Here is a 21,427-nt window from a genome sequence, read left to right on the forward strand (position 1 = left end):
AGGTCGCGCAGCCACGTCAAGTGGCGGGCGCCAAGCGGGCCTCGCGATTTCTAGACTTCTATCGCGGCTCTTTCGGCTCGACGCCGAAGGTCTTGAGCAGCCGGTCGGCGGCGAGGCCGGGGGTGGTCTCTCCTGCCATGACGGCGCGTTCGGCTGCCGGCAGGGCCTCCGCGACGGCGGGATGGCGGCGGAAGCGCGCCAGCAAGGTGTCGTCGATTTCACTCCAGAGCCAGGCCCGCGCCTGGTCGGCGCGCCGCCGGGCCAGCCCCGGCTCTCCCAGGGCATCGCGATACCGTTCGACGGCCTGCCAGACTTCCGCGACCCCGGTGCCGGTCAGGGCCGAACAGCGGAGAACCGGGACCTGCCAGGCATCCGACAGGGGCCGGAGCATGCGCAGCGCCGACTGATACTCGGCTGCGGCGCGCGCGGCGGCCTCGGCCATCTCGCCATCGGCCTTGTTGACCACCAGCAGGTCGGCGATCTCCACGACACCCTTCTTAATGCCCTGCAGTTCGTCGCCACCGCTGGGCAGCAACAGCAGCAGAAAGAGATCGACCATGTCGGCGACGGCGGTCTCCGACTGTCCGACGCCGACGGTTTCCACGATCACCACGTCGAAGCCGGCGGCCTCGCAGGCCAGCATGCCTTCCCGGGTGCGTCGCGCAACACCGCCCAGCGAGCCGCCGGTCGGCGAGGGCCTGATGAAGGCAGAGGGGTTGCGTGCCAGCTCCTCCATGCGGGTCTTGTCGCCCAGAATGGAGCCGCCGGTGCGCCGGCTGGAGGGGTCGATCGCGAGTACCGCCACTTTATGCCCCGCTTCGATCAACTTCCCGCCAAGCACTTCTATGAAGCTCGATTTGCCGACGCCCGGCACGCCTGAGATTCCGAGTCGCATGGACCGGCCGGTCTGCGGGAGCACCTCGGCGAGCATGGCTTCGGCCACGGCGCGATGGTCAGGTCGCGTCGATTCGATCAAGGTGATGGCGCGCGCCAGGGCCCGGCGCTTGCCGGCAAGGAGATCCTGCGCGAGGGAGAGGGAAACCGTGGCGTTCGACTCGGGCATGACGCCCAGCAAGCTAGCGGAGGCAGGTTGGAGGCGAAAGGCCCGGCTGTGCCTCTCCAATCCACAGCCACTAAATCGGCCTGGCGGTCCGAGCGGTCGATCGGTATGACCGCCAACCTCTGGAACGTCTCAGTTCATAAGAAGTCAGTTCATCAGAAGACAGTCATGGTCAACTCGATCGAGGATCCCTTTCGCACGAGTTTCGCCCTGCTTGCCGCAGAGCAAACGCGCTTTGCGGTCGGCGCGGCGGTCGCCCGAGGCGGCGGCGAACCTGTGACGCTGGTGTCCGGACTGCGGCACAAGCGCAGCCAAGATCCCATTGGTCCCGGGGCGCCTTGGCATATCGGCTCGATCACCAAGTCCTTCACAGCTTCCCTGATACTGAAGCTGGTCGAGCGAGACCGCCTCGCGCTGGACAAGCCGATTGGGGGCTTGCTGCCGCAATACGCGGGGGAGATGCAGGCGGACTGGCGTGCGATCACTCTGCGGCAGGCCTTGAGCCATACAGCCGGCCTTGCCGCGAACGTCTCGACCGTCGAACTGCTGCGCGCCGTCGGGGACGACCTCATCGCGGAGCGGTTGACGCGGCTTCGGAGGCTCTGGGTCAGCGCACCTGGCGGAGAGCCGGGGCGGTTCGTGTACTCCAACCTGGGGTATGTGCTTGCCGGTGCCGTTGCCGAAGTCGTCGCCGGACGGTCTTGGGAAGACCTGATTGTCAGCGAGATCGCGAGGCCGCTGGGCCTCCCCTCCCTAGGGTTCGGCGCCCCGACCGACGCTGCGGCACCCTGGGGGCACCAGAGCTATTTTGGCCTGTTGCACGCGAAGGACCCCCGGAGGGAAGGCGCGGACAATCCGGCCTGGATGGGTCCTGCCGGCGGTCTGCATCTGAATCTTGCGGACCTGGTGGCCTGGGGACAGGCGCATCTGGCGGCCTGCAACGATGCGTTCCCCGCGTTCCTGTCGCGCGAAAGCTGCACCGAAATGCGCAGGCCCGTGGTCGAGGACTATGGCCTAGGCTGGTCGCTCCAGTCCTTGCCGAACCATCAGGCGACGCTGGTTTGGGCCAACGGCTCCAACACCCTCTGGTATGCGGTTTTGGGCATGGTGCCGGAGAGGGATCTGGTGATGGCGGTGGCTCTGAACGGTTTCGACCGCGCGTTCGGCGACCGGGCGCTCCGAACTCTGCTGCAGGCCGTGCTCGACAGGGTCTAGACAGGATCGCGTCATCCGATTGTGCCGCCCCGCTTTGTGACGTCTTGCCGCCGCGGCCCGGTTAAACCGGGCTGTGAACCGAGTCCTCGGCCGGCCCCTTCTCGGCCTCCTGCTGGCGCTGCCACATGGCCGCATAAACGCCGCCAGCGGCCAGGAGGTCGGCGTGGCGCCCTCGCTCGACGATCTGGCCGGCCTCCAAAACCAGAATCTCGTCGGCCTCCACCACGGTCGACAGGCGATGAGCGATCACCAAGGTGGTGCGGCCGCGGCTGACCTCGCGCAGGTTGGCCTGGATCTCCCGCTCGGTCTGGGTATCGAGAGCGGAGGTGGCCTCGTCGAACAGCAGGATCGCAGGCGCTTTCAGGATGGTGCGTGCGATGGCCACGCGCTGTTTCTCGCCGCCCGACAGCTTCAGGCCGCGCTCGCCGACCAGGGACTCGAGACCCTTGGGCAGACCGCGGACGAAGCTCCCGATATGCGCCAGATCGGCGGCACGCTCGACCTCCGCCGGACCGACCGTCGGATTGCCGTAGGCGATGTTGTAGCCAATGGTGTCGTTGAACAGCACCGTATCCTGAGGCACGATTCCGATCGCCCGGCGCAGAGAGGCCTGCGTAATCTCGCGCAGATCCTGTCCGTCGATCTCTATCCGGCCCTCCGTGACGTCGTAGAAGCGAAAGAGCAGCCGCGACAGCGTCGACTTGCCCGCGCCCGAAGGGCCGACGACCGCGACGCTGTGACCCGGCGGAACGGCGAAGTCGATTCCCCGCAGGATCTGGCGCTCCGAATCGTAGGCGAAGTGCACGTTCTTGAACTCGATCCGTCCGCCCTGAAGGTGCAGGTCGGGCGCGCTGGGGCTGTCCTTCACCTGGGTGTCGACCTTCAGCAACTGGAACATGGTCTCCATGTCGACCAGCGACTGTTTCACTTCGCGGTAGACAAAGCCGAAGAAGTTGAGCGGCTGGGCAAGCTGCATCATGTAGGCGTTGACCGCGACGAAGTCGCCGGCGGTCATGGTGCCTTCCGCGACCCGCATGGCGGATAGCAGCATCAGCGCGGTGACGCCGGCGGCGATGATCGCGGCCTGGCCGATGTTCAGGATCGAAAGCGAGGTCTTGGAGGCGGTGGCCGCGGTCTCGTAGGCGCGCAGCCCGACATCGTAGCGCGCCGCTTCGTGGGCCTCGTTGGCGAAGTACTTCACCGTCTCGTAGTTGATCAGAGAGTCGATCGCGCGCGTGTTGGCCTGCTGGTCGCTCTCGTTCATCTCACGGCGCAGCTGCAGGCGCCATTCGGTGACGCGGTAGGTGTAGACGATATAGCTGCTGACCGTGACCAGGGTGATGGCGGCCACCTCGATCCCGTAGAGCGCCCAGAGGATGGCCACGGAGAATCCGAGCTCGACGAAGGTCGGAAGAATCGAGAAGAGCGCGAAGCTGAGCAACGTGTCGATCGCCTTGGTGCCGCGTTCGATGACGCGGCTGAGCCCGCCGGTCTGGCGATCGAGATGGAACTGCAGCGACAGCCCGTGCAGGTGCTTGAAGGTGCCCAGTGCGACCTGCCTGATCGCCCGCTGACCGACTTTCGCGAAGAAGAAGTCCCGCAACTCCTGGAACGACAGGCTGAAAACCCGCGCCGCGCCGTAGGCCAGGATGATGAAGACCGGGACAACGATCTCGGGCGGCGGGCCGCCTGCGGCGCCGGTCAAGGTCAGGGCGTCGACCGCCTGCTTGTACAGCAGAGGAACCACGACGATCGCGCCCTTGGCCGCGAAGAGGCAAACCATGGCAAGAACGACGCGGCGCCGCAGGTCCGGCCGGTCGGCAGGCCAGAGATGGGGCAGCAGATCCTTGAGGGTCTGCCACTGACTGCGCGCGCCCGGGACCTTCGCCGGGACGGGATCGGACGGCATCGAGAGGTGCTCCGCTTGGTATCTAGAGCCGAACGCCGCAGCCTGGTTTACTGGGTGCGTCCGAGTGAGCGCGACAGCAGCAGATAGAGCTTGCCGACGTCGGCGGTCAGGAAGGTGGCGCTCAAGACGTGCTCGGGATCGCAGGCTGAAGCCTGGCTCATGAGGCTTTCGAACTGGTTGATATAGCGCGTCGCCTGCTCGCGGAAACGCTCGTCTTCCTTGAAATGCTCGGCGATCTTGGGTGCGATGTAGCTCTCGTCCTTCTGGCGGGCAAGCCTGCGCGCGAAGATCGAGCGGTCGCCTCTGCGATGGCGCTTCCAGAGATCCTCCGGCACCTCGCCTTCGAACAGCCGTGTCAGATCGATGGCCTGGGAATTCAGATCCTCGATCATCACGGTCGCGCTGCGCAGGAAGAGATCCCGGCGGGTTTCCAAGTCCGATTGCTTCAGGCTCAAGGCCTGCTGTCCGGCCTCGTCGGCAGCCTGGCGCAGTTCGCCGCTGCGCTGCTGGAACTGACCGCTGATCTCCTCCAGCCGCTCGGCCAGTTTCTTGACCGAGGTATCGAACTGGCTGCTCTGGCGATCGAGCAGCTGTCCCAGTTCGCCGGCTTTGATCAGGGCCACTTCGGCGGAACTGCCCAGGGCCTGGCTGCGTTCGGCCACCAGATCGCCCAGCCTGGTGAGCGACTGCAAAGAGCTCTCCGAGACGTCCCGCAGGTCCGCCAGTTGCGCATGGGCTTCCTCGCGCAAGTCGGCGCCGGCGGCCTTGGCGCCAGCCGTCGCATCGTTGAGGGCGCGGGTCTGCCCGGTCAGCTCGTCCTGCAGCGAGAGGGTCAGGCGATTCAGCTCGCCGCTGAGCACCTGCAGGCGGGCGAGTTCCTCTTCGACCGCGCTGCGTAGGGCGCCGGCGGCCTTTTGAGCGCCGGCGGCCGACGCGGCCAGCACCTCGTTCTGGGCGCGCAACTCGGCCGCGGCCTGCAGTTCCCGCCGTTCTGCCAGGCCTGCCGCTTCGCGCAGTTCGGCCGAGAGGCCCCGCAAGCCGCTGCCCACTTCGCCGACCCGCCGCCCGGTCTCCTCCGCTGCGGCCCGCAGTTCCGATGCACGCGTCTGGAAGGCCTGACCGGCTCGTTCGGCTTTCTCGACCGCGCGGTCGGAGGCTGCGTTCAGCGATTCGACATGGGGCCGAACCAGTTCGCCGGCCTGCTGCAGTTTGCGTCCGGCATAGGCGGCCAGTTCCGTGAAACTCTCGGAATTGGCCTCGGCCAAGGCGGTCAACTCCGCCGTCGACTGCTCGACCTGTTCGCGCAGACGCTGGCCGGAGCGCTCTGCGATCCCGGCGAGCTCCGTGCCCTGCGCCCGGAAGAGGACGGTCATCTCCTTGGCGCCGCTTGCCGCCGCCGCAAAAGTCTCGCGCGCCGCTTCGCCGCCCTCGGTCAGCCTCTCGGTCACTCCCGATGCCTTATCCTCGATTTCGCTCGAGAGGCCCCGCATGGCCTCGGCTTCCTGGTCGAGCGTCGCCTTGAGATAGTCGGCCTGTGCCGTGGTCCGCTCGAACGCCCCCGTCAGGCGGGCGAGGGAGTCCTGCACTTCGTCCGAGAAGGCCTTGGCCTCGCGGGCCAAGCGCCCTGCCGCGGAGATCACGGCCTTGCTGTCGCCCTCCAGATCGGCGCGCAGCGAGACGGCCGCGCCCTTCACTTCCTCGGTGGCCGCCGCCATGGCACGGGCATGGTCGGCCATCTGCTCGGCGGCGCGCCCGCTGTCGCCCAGGGCCCGCTCTATGGCGCCTTCGAAGGCCTCGGCGGGATGACGCAGGGTGGCGGCGATTTCCCCGGCGGTCTTGCGCGCCCGCTCGAGCACTTCGTCGTAGGCGGCGATCTCGGTCTCGCTGGCCGAGCGGCTCTCCGCCACCAAGGCGGCGAGATGCCCGCGCGCCTCCGTCAGTTCCATCTGTTGTGCGGAAAGCGCTTCGCGGAGCTGCTCGGCCTGCGACGAGGCGCGCACACCGGCACCGGTCAGCTCCTGACTCTGCTTTGCGAAGGCCACGCGCACGGTTTCCAGCTTCTCGGCCACTTCAGCGCCCGTCTGGCGAAGGACCTCTCCCTGCTCGGCCAACTGCCGGGTGATGTCGCGAACCTGGACCGCCGCCGTATCCGGCGGGTAGGCCAGCGCGTCGAGCTTCTTCAGCAGATCGCGGCTTTCGGCGCGGAGGCTGGTCGCGCTGACCAGCGTGAAAGCAATCAGCCAGATCAGGGCGAGCGGCAGCAGGACTCCGCCGAGACCGGCCGCCAGATCGGTCGGCAGCAGCTGGCCCAGGTTGGCCCACCCCAGCGTGCGTTCGAGGTACCAGGCGACGAACCCGGCCCAGGTCAGCGAGGCCAGTGCCGCGACGGTGAAGATCGGAAGGGTGCGGCGCCAGTGCTCCATGTCACAGGCATCCTTTCGCGGTCTGCGGCCACCCTGGGCAGGGTGCCGCCGAGCGGGATTTCCCTGGGTCGCTTATGGTTGAGCCGCGTATTTTTGGGCCGCGTGTCCCGGTCCGGGTCTTCATCGTGGCGGTCAAGCTGCCTTGCGGGCACGGCGCAGCAGGCCGAGGATTTCGCTCGCCGCTTGGGGAATGTTGGTGCCGGGGCCATAGATAGCCGAAACGCCGGCGTCCATCAGGAACTGATAGTCCTGAGGCGGGATTACACCGCCGCAGACCACCAGAATGTCTTCGCCGCCCTCTTGTTTGAGGGCGTCGATCAAGCTCGGAACCAGCGTGCGGTGGCCGGCGGCCTGGCTCGAGATGCCCACCACGTGTACGTCGTTCTCGATCGCCTGGCGCGCGCCCTCGTCCGGTGTTTGGAACAGCGGGCCGACATCGACGTCGAAGCCGATATCGGCGAAAGCGGTGGCGATGACCTTGGCGCCGCGGTCGTGACCGTCCTGCCCCAGCTTGACCACCAGCAGGCGCGGGCGGCGGCCTTCCTCCTTGCCGAAGTCCTCGACCTCGCCGCAGATGCGCCGGAAGCCTTCGTCGCCCTCGTAGGCCGAGCCGTAGACGCCGGAGATAGAGCGGACGACGGCGCGGTGGCGGGTGAAGACTCGCTCCAGAGCATCGGAGATCTCGCCGACCGTGGCGCGGGCCCGCGTCGCATTCACCGAAAGTTCCAGAAGATTTCCGGTCTTGGTTTCCGCCGCCGTCGAGAGCGCGTCGAGTGTCGCCCTGACCTGCGCCTCGTCCCGGTTCTTGCGCACCCGTTTCAGCCGCTCGACCTGCTTGGTCAGAACTTCGGCATTGTCGATGGAGAGAATGTCGATCTCCTCGGCCGTTTCGGCGGCATATTTGTTGACGCCGACGATGGTCTCCTCGCCGCGGTCGATCCGGGCCTGGCGCAGGGCGGCCGATTCCTCGATGCGCATCTTGGGCATGCCGGTGTCGACCGCCTTGGTCATGCCGCCGAGCGCTTCGACCTCGTCGATCAACGCCTGGGCATGGGCGGCCAGACTGTGGGTCAGGCTCTCCACGTAGTAGCTGCCGCCCAAGGGGTCGACGACGTTGGTGATGCCGGTCTCCTCCTGCAGGATCAACTGGGTGTTGCGCGCGATGCGCGCGGAGAAAGGAGTCGGCAGCGCGACGGCTTCGTCCAACGCGTTGGTGTGCAGCGACTGGGTTCCGCCCAAGGCGGCAGCGAGGGCCTCGACCGTCGTGCGCACGACGTTGTTGTAGGGGTCCTGCTCGGTCAGCGACACGCCGGAGGTCTGACAGTGGGTGCGCAGCATCAGCGAACGGGCGTCCCGCGGTCCGAAGTGCTTGGCCATCAATTGCGCCCAGAGCATGCGTGCGGCCCGCAGCTTGGCCACCTCCATGAAAAAATTCATGCCGATGGCGAAGAAGAAGGACAGGCGCGGGGCGAAGGCATCGACCTGCAGCCCTTTCGAAAGAGCCGCACGGACATACTCCAGGCCGTCGGCCAGGGTGAAGGCCAACTCCTGCACCGCCGTCGCGCCAGCCTCCTGCATGTGGTAGCCGGAGATGGAAATGGAGTTGAAGCGTGGCATCTGCTTCGCGGTGTACTCGATGATGTCGGCGACGATCCGCATCGAGGGTTCGGGCGGATAGATGTAGGTGTTGCGGACCATGAACTCCTTGAGGATGTCGTTCTGGATCGTGCCGCTCAGCTTGTCCGGTCCCACCCCCTGCTCCTCGGCGGCGACGATATAGCCGGCCATCACCGGCAGCACCGCGCCGTTCATGGTCATGGAGACCGACATCTGATCCAGCGGGATGCCGTCGAACAAGATCTTCATGTCTTCCACGGAATCGATCGCTACGCCGGCTTTCCCGACGTCGCCGACCACGCGCGGGTGGTCGCTGTCGTAACCGCGATGGGTCGCCAGGTCGAAAGCGACCGACAGGCCCTTCTGCCCACCCTTCAGATTGGCCCGATAGAAGGCGTTGGACTGTTCGGCGGTGGAAAAGCCGGCATACTGCCGCACGGTCCAGGGCCGCCCGACGTACATCGTCGCGCGCGGACCGCGCGTGAAAGGCGCGAAGCCCGGCAAGGCCTCGGCGCCGGCGATCTGCTCCAGGTCCGCGGCCGTGTAGAGCGGCTTGATCTCGATGCCCTCGGGTGTGGTCCAGGTCAGGCCCTCGACCGAGTCCCGCTTCAGATCCTTGGCCGCTTGCGCCTGCCAGTCTTCAAGGCTCTTCTTCGGAAAATCCGCCATTGCTTTGGTACCCGCCGTCACGCCGCGCCGGTCTTGTCGTCAGACCTCTGTTCGTTCCGTCGGATATAACCACGCAGGCGCGTGGGCTGTCCACGCGGCGGCTCCGGTCGGCAAGGTGAGGTTGGCGAGATTGCGGATCTTCTGTGATCGCTTCACGGTGGCGATGAGGCGAAAAGGTCTCTTCCGTGGCGAGCAGAGCCTTGACACCCTTACCGCTTAGTCGAAACCACAGAAGGAGCGACGACAGCATGTCCGATGGTGCCTCCGGAGAAGTTCAAGTCGACGTTTTGCTGGACCGGCAGCGACCGGTGCCGACCGGAGGTCTGGTGGTGATCTTCAAGGAGGGGGCCGAGACGGTCGCCCAGATCGGGGCGCTGGAGGCCGGGGGTCTGCGGGCCTCGTCCCTGTCGGCCATCGCCGACCTCACCGACTTCATGGCGACGGAGCGCGAGGTCTGTGCGGTTCTGACCGAGCTGGGCGTGGCCTTCGTGCCGGAGTGCGCCCCGGACCGGGCCAGAGACCTGATAGGCCTGCTCGCGAACCAGGCGGCCGTCGCGGACACGCGCCCGGAATTCTATCTCTTCGCCACCGCGCCCTTTCAGGACACCGAGGAGCGCACCTGGGGTGTCGCGGCGACCGGCGCCTTCGACAGCCGTTTTACCGGCGAGGGGATCAAGGTCGCGGTCCTGGATACCGGCCTGGATCTGCAGCATCCAGACTACAGCGGGCGCAGCGTCGTCAACCGCAGCTTCGTGCCGGGCGAGGAGGCGGACGACCTGCAAGGCCACGGCACCCATTGCGCGGGCACGGCGGCCGGGCGCCCGGCGGACCCACAGGCCCTGCGCTATGGTGTTGCGCCGCAGGCCGAGCTTTACATCGGCAAGGTGCTCGACAATAGGGGGGCCGGTCGGGAGCGGGACATTCTTGCGGGCATGGCCTGGGCGGTGGGCGAGGGCTGTGAGGTCGTCTCCATGTCCCTCGGGGCCGCGGTCCGGCGCGGAGAGACCTACAACATGCTCTACGAGCGCGAAGCCCAGGCAGCGCTGCGTTCCGGGAGTCTGATCGTGGCGGCGGCCGGGAACGAGAGCGCGCGGGGGGCCGGCTACATTGCCCCCGTCGGCATGCCGGCGAACTCGCCCTCGATCCTGGCGGTCGCCGCTCTGGATCAGGCGCTGGATGTGGCTGAGTTCTCGAGCGGCGGCATCAACGGCGACGGCGGGGAGATCGACCTCGCGGCGCCGGGCGTCGGCGTCTTCTCCTCCCTGCCCTTGCCTCAGACCTATGGATCGTTGCGCGGAACCAGCATGGCCTGCCCGCATGTGGCCGGTTGTGCCGCGCTCTGGGCGCAGAGCGACCCTGCTTTGCGGGGCCGCGCGCTGTGGGATAGGCTGTTGTCTAGTGCCGCGGCGCTTTCGGCAGCGGAACGCGATGTCGGCCGAGGGCTCGTGCAGGCCCCGATTGAAGCACAGCCGGCGCTGTCTTAAATCGACGCCTGTTGTAAGTTCGGAAACGGCCTGGCCCGCCGCCCGGAGCCGAAAGCGGCGGCAGAAAGCTGGATCGGAAGGCGAGATCGAATGGCTTGGTGCGCGATTGCGGTGACGGTGGATGCGAAGCACCTGCGCCAGACGGCGGCCATCGGCGCGGAGCTCGAGAAGCTGGGTTTCAAGGTCGAGGACGTCCGGCCGGAGATTGGCGCAATTTTCGGCGCCGGCGACAGCGACCTCTTCCCTCAGGCCGCCCGGATCGCCGGCGTCCAGGACGTGCGTGAGGAAGGGACGGTCCAACTTCCTCCGTCCGACGGCGACGGCCCGCAGTAAAGAGCGGCCACTCGCCCCTCCGTCACCAGCGCAGGACCGGCAGACAGGCCGTGGGCGCTAAACCGGCGTCCGCGCAAAGGCGGTCGACGGCCGCGTGTGTCGGCATCTCGCCTTCCCTGATCTCTAGCGCCGTTGCGTGGATTCCGCCCGCGACGAGAAGCGAAGCCATGCCGGCTGCCTTCGCTCCTGCGATATCGGTGCGCAGGGAGTCGCCGAGTGCGGCGATGCGGCTGCGGTCCGACAGTCCCAGCCCCGTGAGGCAGATCTCGTAGGCTTCGGCATAGGGTTTGCCGTGATAGCGGACCTCGCCGCCCAGGCTCTCGTAGTGCTGGGCCAGCAGGCCGGCGCAGATCTCCCGCTGGCCGCCGCGGATCACCTCCAGGTCGGGGTTGGCGCAGACCATCGGCAGGTACCGCTCAGCGCCGGCCCGCAGCTCGTCCGCGTAGTCCTCGAGCGTCGAATCGGTCCTGTGCGTTCCGGTATTGAGCAGAAAGTCCGCGGCCGACACCTCCGCCACGAACTCGTAATCGAGTCCCGTGCGGATGCCACGGTCCCGCTCCGGGCCGATGTGATAACAGCGCCGCCCGAGTTGGGCGTGCCAGGGCTCGCGACGCTCCGCCAGATGCCGCCAGGTCATCTCGCCCGAGGAGAGCACCAGGTCGTAAAGGCCGGGCGTAACTCCCAGCTCGTTCATCCTGGCCTCCACCTCGGCGGCGCGGCGCGGTGCGTTCGACAAGACAGCGATCTTGGCGCCTCGTTCGCGCAGGCGCTCCAGGCAGTCGATGGCCTCGGGGAAGGCCCGCACGCCGTCGTGCAGGACGCCCCAAAGGTCGCAGATGTAGGCGTCGTAGGCCGTGGCCAAGGGCGCCAGGCCGGCGTGCAGAGGGATCGTCATGGGGAGGCCGCTCGTGAGCTTGAAGGAAAGCGGCCTCCTTGTGCCACAGCCGACGCTGTGGAGGGAAGCGGCCCCTCCCGCTCAACCGAGGCCGTCTCTCGGCAGGAGCCCTCAGGCCGCCTCGCGGGCTGGGCGAGGTTCGCCGAAGAGGTAACCCTGGCCGTAGTCGATGCCGAGTTCCAGCAGTTCGACCAGTTGCGCGTCGCTCTCGATGCGCTCGACGATCAAGTCGATGTCCGCTTCGGCCAGGCCCTGGCGCAGTTTCGCCACGGCCTTCGGCGAGGTGCCGAGCAGAGCGTCCGCCGAGATCTTGATCAGACCGACATGTCGTGCCCCGAGCTTGGCCGGATCGAAGGAGAGATCCTGCACGCCGTCGATCGAAAGGCCTGCACCCAGGTGCCAGAGGCGCAGCAGGTAGTCCTCCGCCTCCGGGGCCAGCTCGTTGAAGTCCGTCTGGTTCATTTCGAAGATCAGGCTGGGTGCCAGTTCCACGTTGGCATCCAGGTAGTCGACGAAGTCGCCGAAGAATTCGGCGTCCTTCAGCGTGTTGGGCGAAAGGTTGCAGATGAAGCCCGCCCGCTCCCCCTTCCTCTGAATACGTCGGACGAGCTGAATGCAGCGAAGCAGCAGCATATTGTCGATCGCCGCGATCAGACCGGCGCGCTCCGCGACCGTGATATAGGTCTTCGGCAGCAACGTGCGCCCCTCGGCATCGCGCAAGCGCGAGAAGCATTCGTAAAATCGGCGACGACGCTGCGGCAGGCTGACGATCGGCTGCAACACCAGTTCGATGCGGTCGTGCTTCAGGGCATCGCGGACGGCCGTCAGCGCACTCTTGGAATCGAGTCGATCGATCTCCCGATTGCTTGTGCTCCCGCCGGTCGATGCCCCGCCGGTTGACTTCCTTTCAGGCGTATCTGCGCGGCGGAGCGCGATCTCGGGAGTCTCGGGCGCGACAGCCGCCGGGGTTTGCGGCCCTTCGAGCTGGGTGACCACCGATTGCAGCAGCTTGACCTCGGCGCGTGCTTCGTTGAGCGCACGCTCGGGCTGGGCCACCTGGGTCGCCGAGCGTGCCCGCAGTGCCTCGATCAGGCTTTGAAGTTCACGGCGAGCCCAGAGCATTTCCTGCTCGGCGCCGTGAAAGCTGTGCCGCAGGTCGTTGAGTTCGTGGCGAAGCGTTGTGACTTGGCGAGCCTGCCAGACCATCGTCAGTCCGGCGCTCAGCAGAAGCGCCAGGCCGGCCGCCAGGCAGCCGCGCGGGCTCGGTTCGAGGTCCGGCAGCAGGCTCGGTAGCAGAAACCAGAGTCCGGCGGCGAGCGCCAGCGGGACCAGTAGGAAAAGACAGGCGCGCAGCATGACTGCGAGACTGCGCCCCTAGGGCTTGCACAAGCGTTAACCACGAGCCGGCCAGAATATCTGTCTTGCGAGGGCTCCCAGTCTTATGAAAGATCCAAGGGCATGAGCGTCACCATCTATCACAACCCGCGGTGCTCGAAATCACGCCAAACCTTGGCCTTGCTGAGGTAGCAGGGAGTGGAGCCGCAGGTTGTCGCGTATCTCGAGACACCGCCCGACGTCGCCACTTTGCGCGCTCTGCTCAAGAAGCTCGGTCTCCAACCGCGAGACCTGCTGCGCCCCAAGGAAGCAGCTTACAAGGAACTGCGGCTTGCCGATCCGGCCAAAAGCGACGCGGAGATTCTCGCGGCCATGGCGGCCCACCCCATCCTGATCGAGCGCCCGATCGTGGTCAGCGGCGGCAAGGCCGCTCTGGGCCGCCCGCCGGAGCAGGTGCTGGAAATCCTCTAGCCCTTGCCCGCATCCGCGCCGACGGCCTCGCCGACCTGGGCGAAGCCGTCTTGTTTCAGCAGATCGGCCAGTTCCCGCTTGATGCGGCGAACCAGGTCGGGACCCTGATAGATCAAGGCGGTATAGAGCTGAACCAGGCTGGCGCCGGCGCGGATCTTGGCGTAGGCGGTCGCACCGTCCTCGACGCCGCCGACGCCGATCAGCGGAATGCGCTCCTCGGTCAGGCGGTACATCTCGGCAAGTAGTCTGGTCGAGGGGTCGAACAGCGGTCGGCCCGACAGTCCCCCGCTTTCCTGGCGTTGTTCGTCATCGAGGCTCTCGGGCCGGGCCAGGGTGGTGTTGGAGACGATCAAGCCGTCGAGGCTGGCCAGCGCAACCTCTGCAATGTCGCGCTTATCGGCTTCGGTCAGGTCCGGCGCGATCTTCAGCACCAGCGGCGGCGGCGGATCCGGCAGTTCCGCGCGTACGGCGGCGATCAGGCCTTCCAGCTCTGCGCGGCCCTGCAGGGCGCGCAGGCCCGGTGTGTTCGGCGAGGACACGTTGATCACCAGATAATCCGCATGGGGCGCCAGTGCGCGGGTTCCGGCGCCGTAGTCGGCGCGCGCCTCGCCCTGCTTGTTCTTCCCGAGATTGACGCCCAGGACGCCGGGCGTCGGGTCGGCACGAAAGGCTCTGAGCCGTGGTTCGGCTCCGGCGATGCCTTCGTTGTTGAAGCCCAGGCGATTGATCACGGCGTGAGACTGCGGCAGGCGGAACACGCGCGGACGCGGGTTGCCCGCCTGCGGCTTCGGGGTGATCGAGCCGACCTCGACGAACCCGAAGCCGAGGCGCAGGAGTGGGGCCATGACTTCGGCGTTCTTGTCGAAACCGGCCGAGATGCCGAGCGGGTTGGCGAAGCGCTTGCCCCAGACCTCGGTCTCCAGAACCGGGTCGCCGGCATTTCCGCCGACGCCCAGCAGCCCCGACTTCAGCGCCCAGAGGGTGAAGGCATGGGCGCGCTCCGGCGGTAGGCGAAACAGCAGCGGGCGAAAGGCTGTGTAGAGACTCATGGATCGAGCGAAGGGAAAAGATGACGGCCGTCGGCGCCCAGTGGCAGGTCCCTCACGAAGACGACGGCCTCGACCGGTAAGGTGCCGTAGAGGTGCGGGAAGAGCTGGCCGCCGCGCGAGGGTTCCCACTTGAGAGCCTGTCCCAGCACGTCGGCGGCGACACCCAGGATGACAAGTCCGTCCTGACCGGCTCGATGCTTGGCGACGGAGTCCATCACCTGGTCGCCGATGGAGAAGTGAATGAAGCCGTCGCGCTCGTCGTCGGCGGAGCCCCTATAGCGGCCGTCCGTCTCGGCGGCGGTCCAGGCCTCGCGCGGGCAGACGTGAAAGATCAACGACATGGCGGTCCAGTCCGGAGAAGGTTGAACGGCTTCTAGAGCAGATCGTGACGTAATGGAATCGCCGCATCGGCACTCTGCGCCATCCCTAGAGTCATGTGGATCCGATCTAGACGAAGACCGCCGACCTGTTCAAGATCGAGTGGCAATGTATTCGTTTACATAAAGATTCATTAAGCTCGTAAGCGATTTTAATTTTCGGGCTAGAAACTGCGCCGATAGTGGTTCGGCGGTTGTCTGTGCCGCATTCGCGTCAGTTTTGTAGTTGGGAGTTGAAGGAACATGTCCCGTTCCACCTCAGGCAGGGCCGCTGGTTGGCCCGCTCTCCGCGTCATCGAGGGCGGTCTAAGCTCGGTTTCCACTGGCAGTGCGTTGCAGGCCTCGCCGTTCGGCGACGGTCCGATGCAGGCACGCGATCTGGCCGTCGATCTCGATACCCTCGCCGGCCTCGCGGCAGACGAACTGGCGGTTCTCGGCCGGACCGTCGACAGCCCGGCCTTGTCGGCGGCTTTGGAGGCCCTCGCCGGACCGAAGAACGGCGACGTGGTCACGGTGCCGCGTGAGCCCGATGCCTTGATGATTGCGACCGGTGCCGCGGTGGCGGGAGTGGATCGTGCCACGGCAGAGCGGATCTATCGTGCCATGGTCCGCTTAGCGGAATAGCACCTGCAGCTCGGCCGCGACCGACGGACCAGCTCGAATCACTCGCCCGAAAATCGATCAATGCAAATCTGATCCGCGCAAACTGCAAGCGCGTCGCAACGCTATTCACTTGAAATTGGTATGACCACTTTCCAAATGGTCATATCAATTTCGACTCATGAGCGTCGCTCGACCGGTAAAAACGGGACCTCTACCGCAATGCTCGAAGATCTCAGCATCCTGCAAATCGCCAGTCTGATTACCGCCGTGGCTGTCGTGTTCACCTTCGCCGCGGGTATCGTAACTGAGAGCCTGACCGAGCGTTTTCTCAATCGCCACTAGGCGGATCGTGAGCGGGGCCGCGCGCCGTTTCGTCCTGCGTCCGCCAGACGGCGGTCTTGGGTGCGGACGACGGCGGCTTGGGGTCGCAGCCTTCCCGCTTCCGATACGACGGAGCCTCGGGCTTCAGTGCCTGCGGGGGGCATGATGCCGCGATCCGCGCCGGCTGGTGTCGCGCGGCATTGCGCGTGCCGCATCGCCCGCTATGCTGCCCTTTGACCGCGTGCCGGGTCGGGGACAAGTCGTTTCCTCGCACGGATCGCAATGCATTGGAACGAGGACGGCAATGACCGCTTGGCATTTCTTCGACGGGCAGTGGCATGAGGGCAACCCGGCAATCATGGGGCCGATGTCCCATGGCTTTTGGATGGCCTCCACGGTGTTCGATGGCGCGCGCGCCTTCGAAGGGGTCATTCCCGATATGGATCTGCATTGCGGCCGGTTGAATGCCTCCGCGTCCGCCTTCGGCCTCAAGCCGTTGCATCAGGAGGGAGAGCTTCTGGAGCTGGTCGCCGAGGGCTTGAAGAAGTTCTCGAAGGAGGCCGAACTCTACGTCCGCCCCATGTACTGGGCCGAGGCCGGCTTCGTCGCCGCCGATCCCGAGACGACGCGCTTCTGCCTTTCGATTCACGAGTCGCCCTTGCCCGAGCCGAACGGCTTTTCGATCACACTCAGCCCCTTCCGCCGTCCGACCTTGGAGATGGCGCCGACCAATGCGAAGGCCGCCTGCCTCTATCCCAACAGCGGCCGGGCGATGCTCGAGGCGAAAAGCCGGGGCTTCGACAACGCCGTGCTCTGCGACGCGCTCGGCAACGTGGCTGAGCTGGCCACGGCCAATATCTGGTTGGGCCTCGACGGCGCGGCTCACACGCCGATGCCCAACGGGACCTTCCTCAACGGCATCACCAAGCAGCGCAGCCACAAGTTGATGCAGGAGGCCGGCATCGAGGTCCATGAGCGGCCTCTGACCTGGAAGGACTTTCTCAAGGCCGACGAGATCTTTTCGACCGGCAATTACGGCAAGGTCATGCCCATCACCCGGATCGAGGAGCGCGAACTGCAGCCAGGCCCGATCTACCGCCGTGCCCGTGAACTCTACTGGCAGTGGGCGCACGATACTTCGCCGGTTTAGAGCATGTTGCGATCGTATGGAATCGCTTCGCGGTTCTGCCGATCACAGGAGACAGACTCTAACACTTTGAATCTGGATTGGATTTAACGTAATCGCCGGATCCAATACGTGGTCCGACTGATCACTGTCCGGTCGAGAGGGCCGCTTTCCAGTGAGAGCGCGGCGGGCTGACTCGATATTAACCAAGCGGAAATGTGGATCGGGTTTACTGCACTCTGATTTGAGACTTCTCTGTCAGGGAGCGCCTGGTTTGGCCAAGCTCGATATGGACGGCCCTTTCGACCTCGACCGGCGAGTCGTGGAGGCCTCCGTCACGCAACCCCTTCCGGGGACCTTCGCGATCGGCCACAAGGACAAGTCCGGCCGTTTCCAGGTTCAGTATGTCGGCCGTGACGACCAGAACGTGGCGAACGCTCTGCTGACCGCAGTCAGTCGCGGCGTCGGCAAACCTGGATTGTTCAACCGCATGCTCGGCGGCAAGCCGGTGGCGAACGCCTTCAAGTTCTCCTACGCCAGCAACGCACAGGCGGCCTACGAGAAGCAGTGCCGGAACTACCATGCCTTCGGCGAGGACCGCAGCCTGGAGAACACCAGCCATCCGGCGGCGCCCCAGGGTAGTGGCTTCACCTGTCCGATGTGCGGCGGCTAGGGGCCCGGATCTGCTCGTCCTATCGCGGTTCGAACGACAGCGCTCCGCTCGTCGCAGTCGGTGCGGTCAGGAGGCCGATGCCGCCCAAGGGCGCGCCAAGACTGCCGAGTAGCTTGTGGCGTAGAGGATCCGGTCTTCGATGTCGCCCACGAGATTACCGTGCCGGGCGGCTGTTTCCTGTTTGATGTCCTTCCATTCCTGATTCGCCATGAAGGCGTTCCAAGCCGCATCCTTCGCGGCCTCGTCGGGCCATTCCAACAGGTAGACGAACTCCGTCCGATCCTCTTTTCGCGTTTCCCACATGGCGAGGATGGAAAACCCGTAGGTCTGCATGATCCGCTGCGCATGATCGCGGAACCGCTCATGGAAAGCCGTCTTGTTCTCCTCGAAAATCTCGTAGATGCGAAGCTGATTGATCATTTCGTTCTCCAACTGCTGCCTCTTCGCTTCCAGGGCCCTTGGCTGAAACTGCCCTAGAATTCGCCGAAGCGGTAGATACTCTCGTTCAAGGCCAGGCGCAGCGTCTCCAGGACCCAGTCGTTCGCCTCGATCATCCGATCCAGGTCTTCCGCCTCGTGCCATTCCATGATGCGTTCGGGCGTGAAGAACTGATACTCCGAAAGAAGCGCGTGGGTCAGCTCCATCAGCAGCAAGTTCATTCTCGGCTCCGTCGAGGCTGCGAGGACGGCCTGAGCATGGAGCTGCCGGTAGGTTCTGATCTGCCGGTTGATTGTTGCGAGCTGACGCGGATGATCGCCTGCCTCGCCTAGCGCCAAGACACCGGAAAGCACGCGCCCGGCTCCCCCGTCGCTGGTTGGAGGAGACAGTCCCATCAAGGCGGTGATCGTCGGTGCCACGTCGATGCTTTCCGCGTAGTCGAGCACCCGACCCTCAGCCACGCCCGGTCCGGCGAAGATGAGGGGGGTAAGCGCGGCCTCCTCATCCAATGTGAGGTGCCAGCCGTGAGGCGACTGGCCGTCGCCCATGACGACGAAGAGCGTGTCGTGAAGCTGCCCGCGAGACTCCAGGAATGCGATCAGCCGGCCAACTTGGCGGTCGGCGTTTTCGGCGGCCGCACGGTAGGGTGACTCGGGATGAAAGATACTCTGCGCCCAGGGCTCGTCGGACAGGTTCTTGCCGGAGCGAACGCGACCGGCCGCGCCTGTCTCCTGCAGCATGATACGCATGAAGACGATGTCTCCTTCGGCCTCTAAGGCAGACATCGTGAAATCCATGACCTCCGCGTCCGTCACGCCCGATGCGGTCAGCGCATAGTCGAACCCCTCGTTGAGCGATCGGTAGGCTGCGCTTCCGGCGGCGTGCAGTGTTCTTCCGCGGCTGCGGAAAACCTGCTGAAGAAAAACCGGTTCCTCCCTCAGAAACGCGGTCCCGGCCAGGGTCGAGACGTTGGGGAAGGACGTGCTGTGCCAATCTCCGTAGTCTCCGACCGTTGGATGCGCCGGGAACAGCAGAACAGCCGTCTCCACCGAGGTTCCGCGCGTCCGCAGGGCCTGAATGTTGGAAAGGCCGAAGCGATCGATGGAAGCAGGGTGCAGCCCATCGATTTTCAAGAGAATCGCGCGGCCTGGTTCTGCCGCATCCGATTGAGCGAGCGCGGGACTGACCGAAAAGATAGATGCCGCAGCGGTCAGTAGAACAAGGAGGAAGCCCCGGGTCATAGCATTTCTCCGTCGAAATGTGTTGAAGGAGAAATGGGCGCTGCGTGGAAAAGAGAGAAATTCAATTTGCGGATCGGGCGATTTCAATCGGATATCGGCCCTTCTAGAGTTTTGATCGCCTCCGATGGAGATGATGGCAAACCATCTCGAGCAACTCCGGCGTCCGCCCGCTATCCGCCGTCAACCATAGTTCCGTGAAAAGCCGGTCCTGGGTATCCTTCAGCGGAATCGCTTTGACGCCCTGGATCGTCAGGTTCGCTGCCGTCAGTCGTGTGATCAAACCGACGCCCAGCCCGCCGGCGACCAGTGCCATTTGGCTGTGGAGACGCTCCGTCTCGGCAGCGATCTGAAAGTCCCGTCCCGTGCCGTGCACGAGCGTACGGATTTTGTCGTAGAGGACGGGGCCTTGAGACTCCGGAAAGAGAATGAAGGGCTCCCGTGTAATCTCGGCGAAGCGCAACGACCTACGGCGGGCCAGGCGATGGTCGGCCGGAAGTGCGGCCCAGAAGGGATCACGTCCAAGCGACCGGCTGTCGAAGTCCGAAAGTGCCGGGATCGGCGGATGCAGTAACCCGACATCGATCTTGCCGTGCTTCAGCGCATCGAGTTGCTGTGGCGTCGTCATCTCATGAAGTTTGGGCGCTGGTCGGCTCTGAGCTTTGAGACTACGCAGGAGTGCGGGCAGCGCTCCGTTCAAGGCGGCCGAGACGAAACCGATGCGGAGAGGCTTCGGGCGCCCAGCGACTTCCAGCAGGAGCGCCTCCGTGCGCTCCAACCGCCCGAGAATGGCGGCGGCTTCGTCCGCAAGAGCCTGCCCGGCATCCGTCAGAGTCATTCCGGCGACGCTGCGCGCGAAGAGCTGCAGGCCCAATCGCTCTTCCAGCTGCCGGATGGCGGCCGTCAAGGGCGGTTGGCTCATGTTAAGGGCGCGGGCGGCGGCCCTCACGGTTCCCTGTTCGGCAACGGCGAGAAATTGCCGCAGCACCCGATGATCGAGAGCCGACATGCGATAGCCTTACCGTATCATATGAGCCAGAGATAGTATTTTCAGCAGATCATATAGTGCGTCACAGCTGCCTTTGAAGATGCACGATTTCGGGAACTGCCGATATGAAACCTGCCGATGTGAAACCTACGGTCCTATTCGCCGCTGCTCTTCTGTTCGCATCTTGCACGGCGCTCGCCAGCACGGAACGCGCGTCCTTTACGGTAACCTCGGACCCTGGCGTCGAAATCGCCGTTCGCGAAGTCGTCGATCCTACCGTTCCGCCCGTCGGCCATCCGGTTATTCTTCTGCATGGTGCCCGTGTCCCGGGTGTGCCGTCCTTCGATCTCGAGGTGACGGGCGGCAGTCTGGCCGCCGATCTCGCCGCGTCGGGCTTGGCCGTCTACATCGTCGATCTTCGCGGCTACGGAGCCTCGACGCGGCCGGCGGCCATGAATGCGCCGCGGCATCCCGCCGAGCCCCTGGTGCGGACGGGTGCGGCGGTGCGGGACCTCGCAGCCGCCGTCGACGCCGTTCTGACGCGCAGCGGTGCCGAACAGGTCGCGATCCTAGGTTGGGCAACGGGCGGACACTGGGCCGGAGCCTATGCGGCTCTCGTCCCGGAGAGAGTCTCGAAACTCGTTCTCTACAACGCACTCTACGGCTACACATCGGATCATCCCACCATCGGGCGCGGTTCGCGGGTCGCGGATCCCAACGATCCGGAACGCTTCAACATCGAGCGCTTCCAGAACTACCGGCTGAACGCCGCCGACAGCCTTCTGCCTGGCTGGGACCGGTCCATCCCGATCGATGACAAGGCGGCCTGGCGTGCACCCGCGGTTGCCGAAGCCTACGTAGAGGCGGCGCTGGACAGCGATCCCACGAGCGAGCAGCGCGATCCGCCGAGCTTTCGGGCGCCCTCCGGCGCCATGGCCGACAGCTTCCTGCTCGCCACCGGCGCCGCTCTGTGGGATGCGCGCCTGATCGCCGCCGACGTCCTGGTCGTCCGGTCGGAGATCGATTTCTGGTCGCGTCCCGAGGATGTGACGCTGCTGTCAGCACACCTCGGCGCGCGTGACCGCGGCCAGCTGCGCGTCGTCGAGATTCCGCAGGCGACCCATTTCGTGCATCTCGATCGCGCTGAACGCGGCCGGGATGCCTTCTTGCAGGCGGTGACGACTTTTCTCGTTGAATGAGGCT

Annotated in this window: 19 protein-coding genes and 1 pseudogene; 9 read left to right on the top strand and 11 right to left on the bottom strand. The window is 65.5% G+C overall.

What is annotated here, in order from left to right; all coding sequences use genetic code 11:
- Positions 1-58: 58 nt before the first annotated feature.
- Entirely contained in the window at positions 59-1,063 is a 1,005-nt protein-coding gene (gene meaB, locus DBZ32_RS13055) for a methylmalonyl Co-A mutase-associated GTPase MeaB (RefSeq protein ID WP_119167558.1), read from the bottom strand.
- Positions 1,064-1,228: 165 nt separating this feature from the next.
- Here meaB and DBZ32_RS13060 point away from each other — a divergent pair, with 165 nt between their 5' ends.
- On the top strand, positions 1,229-2,275 hold the full coding sequence (locus tag DBZ32_RS13060) for a serine hydrolase domain-containing protein (protein WP_162906742.1): 1,047 nt from the start codon (positions 1,229-1,231) through the stop codon (positions 2,273-2,275).
- 61 nt (positions 2,276-2,336) lie between these two features.
- On the opposite strand, the gene DBZ32_RS13065 is transcribed toward DBZ32_RS13060, so the two are convergent.
- The 3 genes from DBZ32_RS13065 to scpA all read right to left on the bottom strand — a co-directional run bounded on the left by DBZ32_RS13065 (position 2,337) and on the right by scpA (position 8,893).
- Complete coding sequence (locus tag DBZ32_RS13065) at positions 2,337-4,184, bottom strand: ABCB family ABC transporter ATP-binding protein/permease (protein ID WP_119167560.1); 1,848 nt, start codon at positions 4,182-4,184, stop codon at positions 2,337-2,339.
- A 47-nt stretch (positions 4,185-4,231) separates the two neighbouring features.
- Positions 4,232-6,607, bottom strand: coding sequence for a coiled-coil domain-containing protein (locus tag DBZ32_RS13070; RefSeq protein ID WP_119167561.1), 2,376 nt, complete (start codon positions 6,605-6,607; stop codon positions 4,232-4,234).
- 132 nt (positions 6,608-6,739) lie between these two features.
- Positions 6,740-8,893 (bottom strand): methylmalonyl-CoA mutase, encoded by a 2,154-nt coding sequence (gene scpA, locus DBZ32_RS13075; protein WP_119167562.1) that lies wholly within the window; start codon positions 8,891-8,893, stop codon positions 6,740-6,742.
- Positions 8,894-9,141: 248 nt separating this feature from the next.
- Here scpA and DBZ32_RS13080 point away from each other — a divergent pair, with 248 nt between their 5' ends.
- Both DBZ32_RS13080 and DBZ32_RS13085 read left to right on the top strand, forming a co-directional pair.
- Positions 9,142-10,377, top strand: coding sequence for a S8 family serine peptidase (locus tag DBZ32_RS13080; protein ID WP_208539212.1), 1,236 nt, complete (start codon positions 9,142-9,144; stop codon positions 10,375-10,377).
- 90 nt (positions 10,378-10,467) lie between these two features.
- Positions 10,468-10,710: a hypothetical protein gene (locus DBZ32_RS13085; protein WP_119167563.1), complete on the top strand. Its 243-nt coding sequence runs from the start codon at positions 10,468-10,470 to the stop codon at positions 10,708-10,710.
- Positions 10,711-10,732: 22 nt separating this feature from the next.
- Here DBZ32_RS13085 and DBZ32_RS13090 read toward each other — a convergent pair whose 3' ends face one another.
- Positions 10,733-11,605 carry a TIGR01459 family HAD-type hydrolase gene (locus tag DBZ32_RS13090; protein ID WP_119167564.1) on the bottom strand — a complete coding sequence of 291 codons (873 nt, stop codon included), beginning with the start codon at positions 11,603-11,605 and terminating at the stop codon, positions 10,733-10,735.
- 111 nt (positions 11,606-11,716) lie between these two features.
- On the bottom strand, positions 11,717-12,961 hold the full coding sequence (locus DBZ32_RS13095; protein ID WP_119167565.1) for an EAL domain-containing protein: 1,245 nt from the start codon (positions 12,959-12,961) through the stop codon (positions 11,717-11,719).
- A 102-nt stretch (positions 12,962-13,063) separates the two neighbouring features.
- On the opposite strand from DBZ32_RS13095, the pseudogene arsC reads away from it, so the two are divergent.
- A pseudogene (gene arsC, locus DBZ32_RS13100) lies at positions 13,064-13,411 on the top strand (arsenate reductase (glutaredoxin)).
- Here the strand turns inward: arsC and DBZ32_RS13105 are convergent.
- The gene (locus DBZ32_RS13105) at positions 13,408-14,460 is read right to left on the bottom strand and encodes a quinone-dependent dihydroorotate dehydrogenase (protein ID WP_119167566.1); all 1,053 of its coding nucleotides are present in this window, start codon (positions 14,458-14,460) and stop codon (positions 13,408-13,410) included. The pseudogene arsC and the gene DBZ32_RS13105 sit on opposite strands and share 4 nt — an antisense overlap.
- Positions 14,457-14,801 (bottom strand): DUF952 domain-containing protein, encoded by a 345-nt coding sequence (locus tag DBZ32_RS13110; RefSeq protein ID WP_119167567.1) that lies wholly within the window; start codon positions 14,799-14,801, stop codon positions 14,457-14,459. Before DBZ32_RS13110 ends, DBZ32_RS13105 begins: the two co-directional genes overlap by 4 nt.
- A gap of 279 nt (positions 14,802-15,080) precedes the next feature.
- On the opposite strand from DBZ32_RS13110, the gene DBZ32_RS13115 reads away from it, so the two are divergent.
- The 4 genes from DBZ32_RS13115 to DBZ32_RS13125 all read left to right on the top strand — a co-directional run bounded on the left by DBZ32_RS13115 (position 15,081) and on the right by DBZ32_RS13125 (position 17,560).
- Positions 15,081-15,461, top strand: coding sequence for a hypothetical protein (locus tag DBZ32_RS13115; protein ID WP_162906743.1), 381 nt, complete (start codon positions 15,081-15,083; stop codon positions 15,459-15,461).
- Between the two features lie 198 nt (positions 15,462-15,659).
- Positions 15,660-15,782 (top strand): hypothetical protein, encoded by a 123-nt coding sequence (locus tag DBZ32_RS22655; RefSeq protein WP_268877945.1) that lies wholly within the window; start codon positions 15,660-15,662, stop codon positions 15,780-15,782.
- Positions 15,783-16,065: 283 nt separating this feature from the next.
- A complete protein-coding gene (locus tag DBZ32_RS13120) occupies positions 16,066-16,911 on the top strand; it encodes a branched-chain amino acid aminotransferase (protein ID WP_119167569.1) in 846 nt (281 codons plus the stop codon).
- A gap of 250 nt (positions 16,912-17,161) precedes the next feature.
- The gene (locus DBZ32_RS13125) at positions 17,162-17,560 is read left to right on the top strand and encodes a hypothetical protein (RefSeq protein ID WP_119167570.1); all 399 of its coding nucleotides are present in this window, start codon (positions 17,162-17,164) and stop codon (positions 17,558-17,560) included.
- Positions 17,561-17,626: 66 nt separating this feature from the next.
- On the opposite strand, the gene DBZ32_RS13130 is transcribed toward DBZ32_RS13125, so the two are convergent.
- The 3 genes from DBZ32_RS13130 to DBZ32_RS13140 all read right to left on the bottom strand — a co-directional run bounded on the left by DBZ32_RS13130 (position 17,627) and on the right by DBZ32_RS13140 (position 20,245).
- A complete protein-coding gene (locus DBZ32_RS13130) occupies positions 17,627-17,980 on the bottom strand; it encodes an NIPSNAP family protein (protein ID WP_119167813.1) in 354 nt (117 codons plus the stop codon).
- Between the two features lie 53 nt (positions 17,981-18,033).
- Positions 18,034-19,131, bottom strand: coding sequence for a sulfatase-like hydrolase/transferase (locus DBZ32_RS13135; protein ID WP_208539213.1), 1,098 nt, complete (start codon positions 19,129-19,131; stop codon positions 18,034-18,036).
- Between the two features lie 211 nt (positions 19,132-19,342).
- Positions 19,343-20,245, bottom strand: a complete 903-nt coding sequence (locus DBZ32_RS13140) for a LysR family transcriptional regulator (protein WP_119167572.1) — start codon at positions 20,243-20,245, stop codon at positions 19,343-19,345.
- A gap of 104 nt (positions 20,246-20,349) precedes the next feature.
- Between DBZ32_RS13140 and DBZ32_RS13145 the strand changes: the two genes are divergently transcribed.
- Complete coding sequence (locus tag DBZ32_RS13145; protein ID WP_119167573.1) at positions 20,350-21,423, top strand: alpha/beta fold hydrolase; 1,074 nt, start codon at positions 20,350-20,352, stop codon at positions 21,421-21,423.
- The last annotated feature ends 4 nt before the right edge of the window (positions 21,424-21,427 follow it).

This window comes from Algihabitans albus, assembly GCF_003572205.1.
Lineage (GTDB): Bacteria > Pseudomonadota > Alphaproteobacteria > Kiloniellales > DSM-21159 > Algihabitans > Algihabitans albus.

What these genes read in the sequence shown, in the direction of transcription:
- meaB (WP_119167558.1), bottom strand. Translation starts at nt 1,063, where the DNA reads ATGCCCGAGTCGAACGCCACGGTTTCCCTCTCCCTCGCGCAGGATCTC.
- DBZ32_RS13060 (WP_162906742.1), top strand. Translation starts at nt 1,229, where the DNA reads ATGGTCAACTCGATCGAGGATCCCTTTCGCACGAGTTTCGCCCTGCTT.
- DBZ32_RS13065 (WP_119167560.1), bottom strand. Translation starts at nt 4,184, where the DNA reads ATGCCGTCCGATCCCGTCCCGGCGAAGGTCCCGGGCGCGCGCAGTCAG.
- DBZ32_RS13070 (WP_119167561.1), bottom strand. Translation starts at nt 6,607, where the DNA reads ATGGAGCACTGGCGCCGCACCCTTCCGATCTTCACCGTCGCGGCACTG.
- scpA (WP_119167562.1), bottom strand. Translation starts at nt 8,893, where the DNA reads ATGGCGGATTTTCCGAAGAAGAGCCTTGAAGACTGGCAGGCGCAAGCG.
- DBZ32_RS13080 (WP_208539212.1), top strand. Translation starts at nt 9,142, where the DNA reads ATGTCCGATGGTGCCTCCGGAGAAGTTCAAGTCGACGTTTTGCTGGAC.
- DBZ32_RS13085 (WP_119167563.1), top strand. Translation starts at nt 10,468, where the DNA reads ATGGCTTGGTGCGCGATTGCGGTGACGGTGGATGCGAAGCACCTGCGC.
- DBZ32_RS13090 (WP_119167564.1), bottom strand. Translation starts at nt 11,605, where the DNA reads ATGACGATCCCTCTGCACGCCGGCCTGGCGCCCTTGGCCACGGCCTAC.
- DBZ32_RS13095 (WP_119167565.1), bottom strand. Translation starts at nt 12,961, where the DNA reads ATGCTGCGCGCCTGTCTTTTCCTACTGGTCCCGCTGGCGCTCGCCGCC.
- DBZ32_RS13105 (WP_119167566.1), bottom strand. Translation starts at nt 14,460, where the DNA reads ATGAGTCTCTACACAGCCTTTCGCCCGCTGCTGTTTCGCCTACCGCCG.
- DBZ32_RS13110 (WP_119167567.1), bottom strand. Translation starts at nt 14,801, where the DNA reads ATGTCGTTGATCTTTCACGTCTGCCCGCGCGAGGCCTGGACCGCCGCC.
- DBZ32_RS13115 (WP_162906743.1), top strand. Translation starts at nt 15,081, where the DNA reads ATGTCCCGTTCCACCTCAGGCAGGGCCGCTGGTTGGCCCGCTCTCCGC.
- DBZ32_RS22655 (WP_268877945.1), top strand. Translation starts at nt 15,660, where the DNA reads ATGCTCGAAGATCTCAGCATCCTGCAAATCGCCAGTCTGATTACCGCC.
- DBZ32_RS13120 (WP_119167569.1), top strand. Translation starts at nt 16,066, where the DNA reads ATGACCGCTTGGCATTTCTTCGACGGGCAGTGGCATGAGGGCAACCCG.
- DBZ32_RS13130 (WP_119167813.1), bottom strand. Translation starts at nt 17,980, where the DNA reads ATGATCAATCAGCTTCGCATCTACGAGATTTTCGAGGAGAACAAGACG.
- DBZ32_RS13140 (WP_119167572.1), bottom strand. Translation starts at nt 20,245, where the DNA reads ATGTCGGCTCTCGATCATCGGGTGCTGCGGCAATTTCTCGCCGTTGCC.
- DBZ32_RS13145 (WP_119167573.1), top strand. Translation starts at nt 20,350, where the DNA reads ATGAAACCTGCCGATGTGAAACCTACGGTCCTATTCGCCGCTGCTCTT.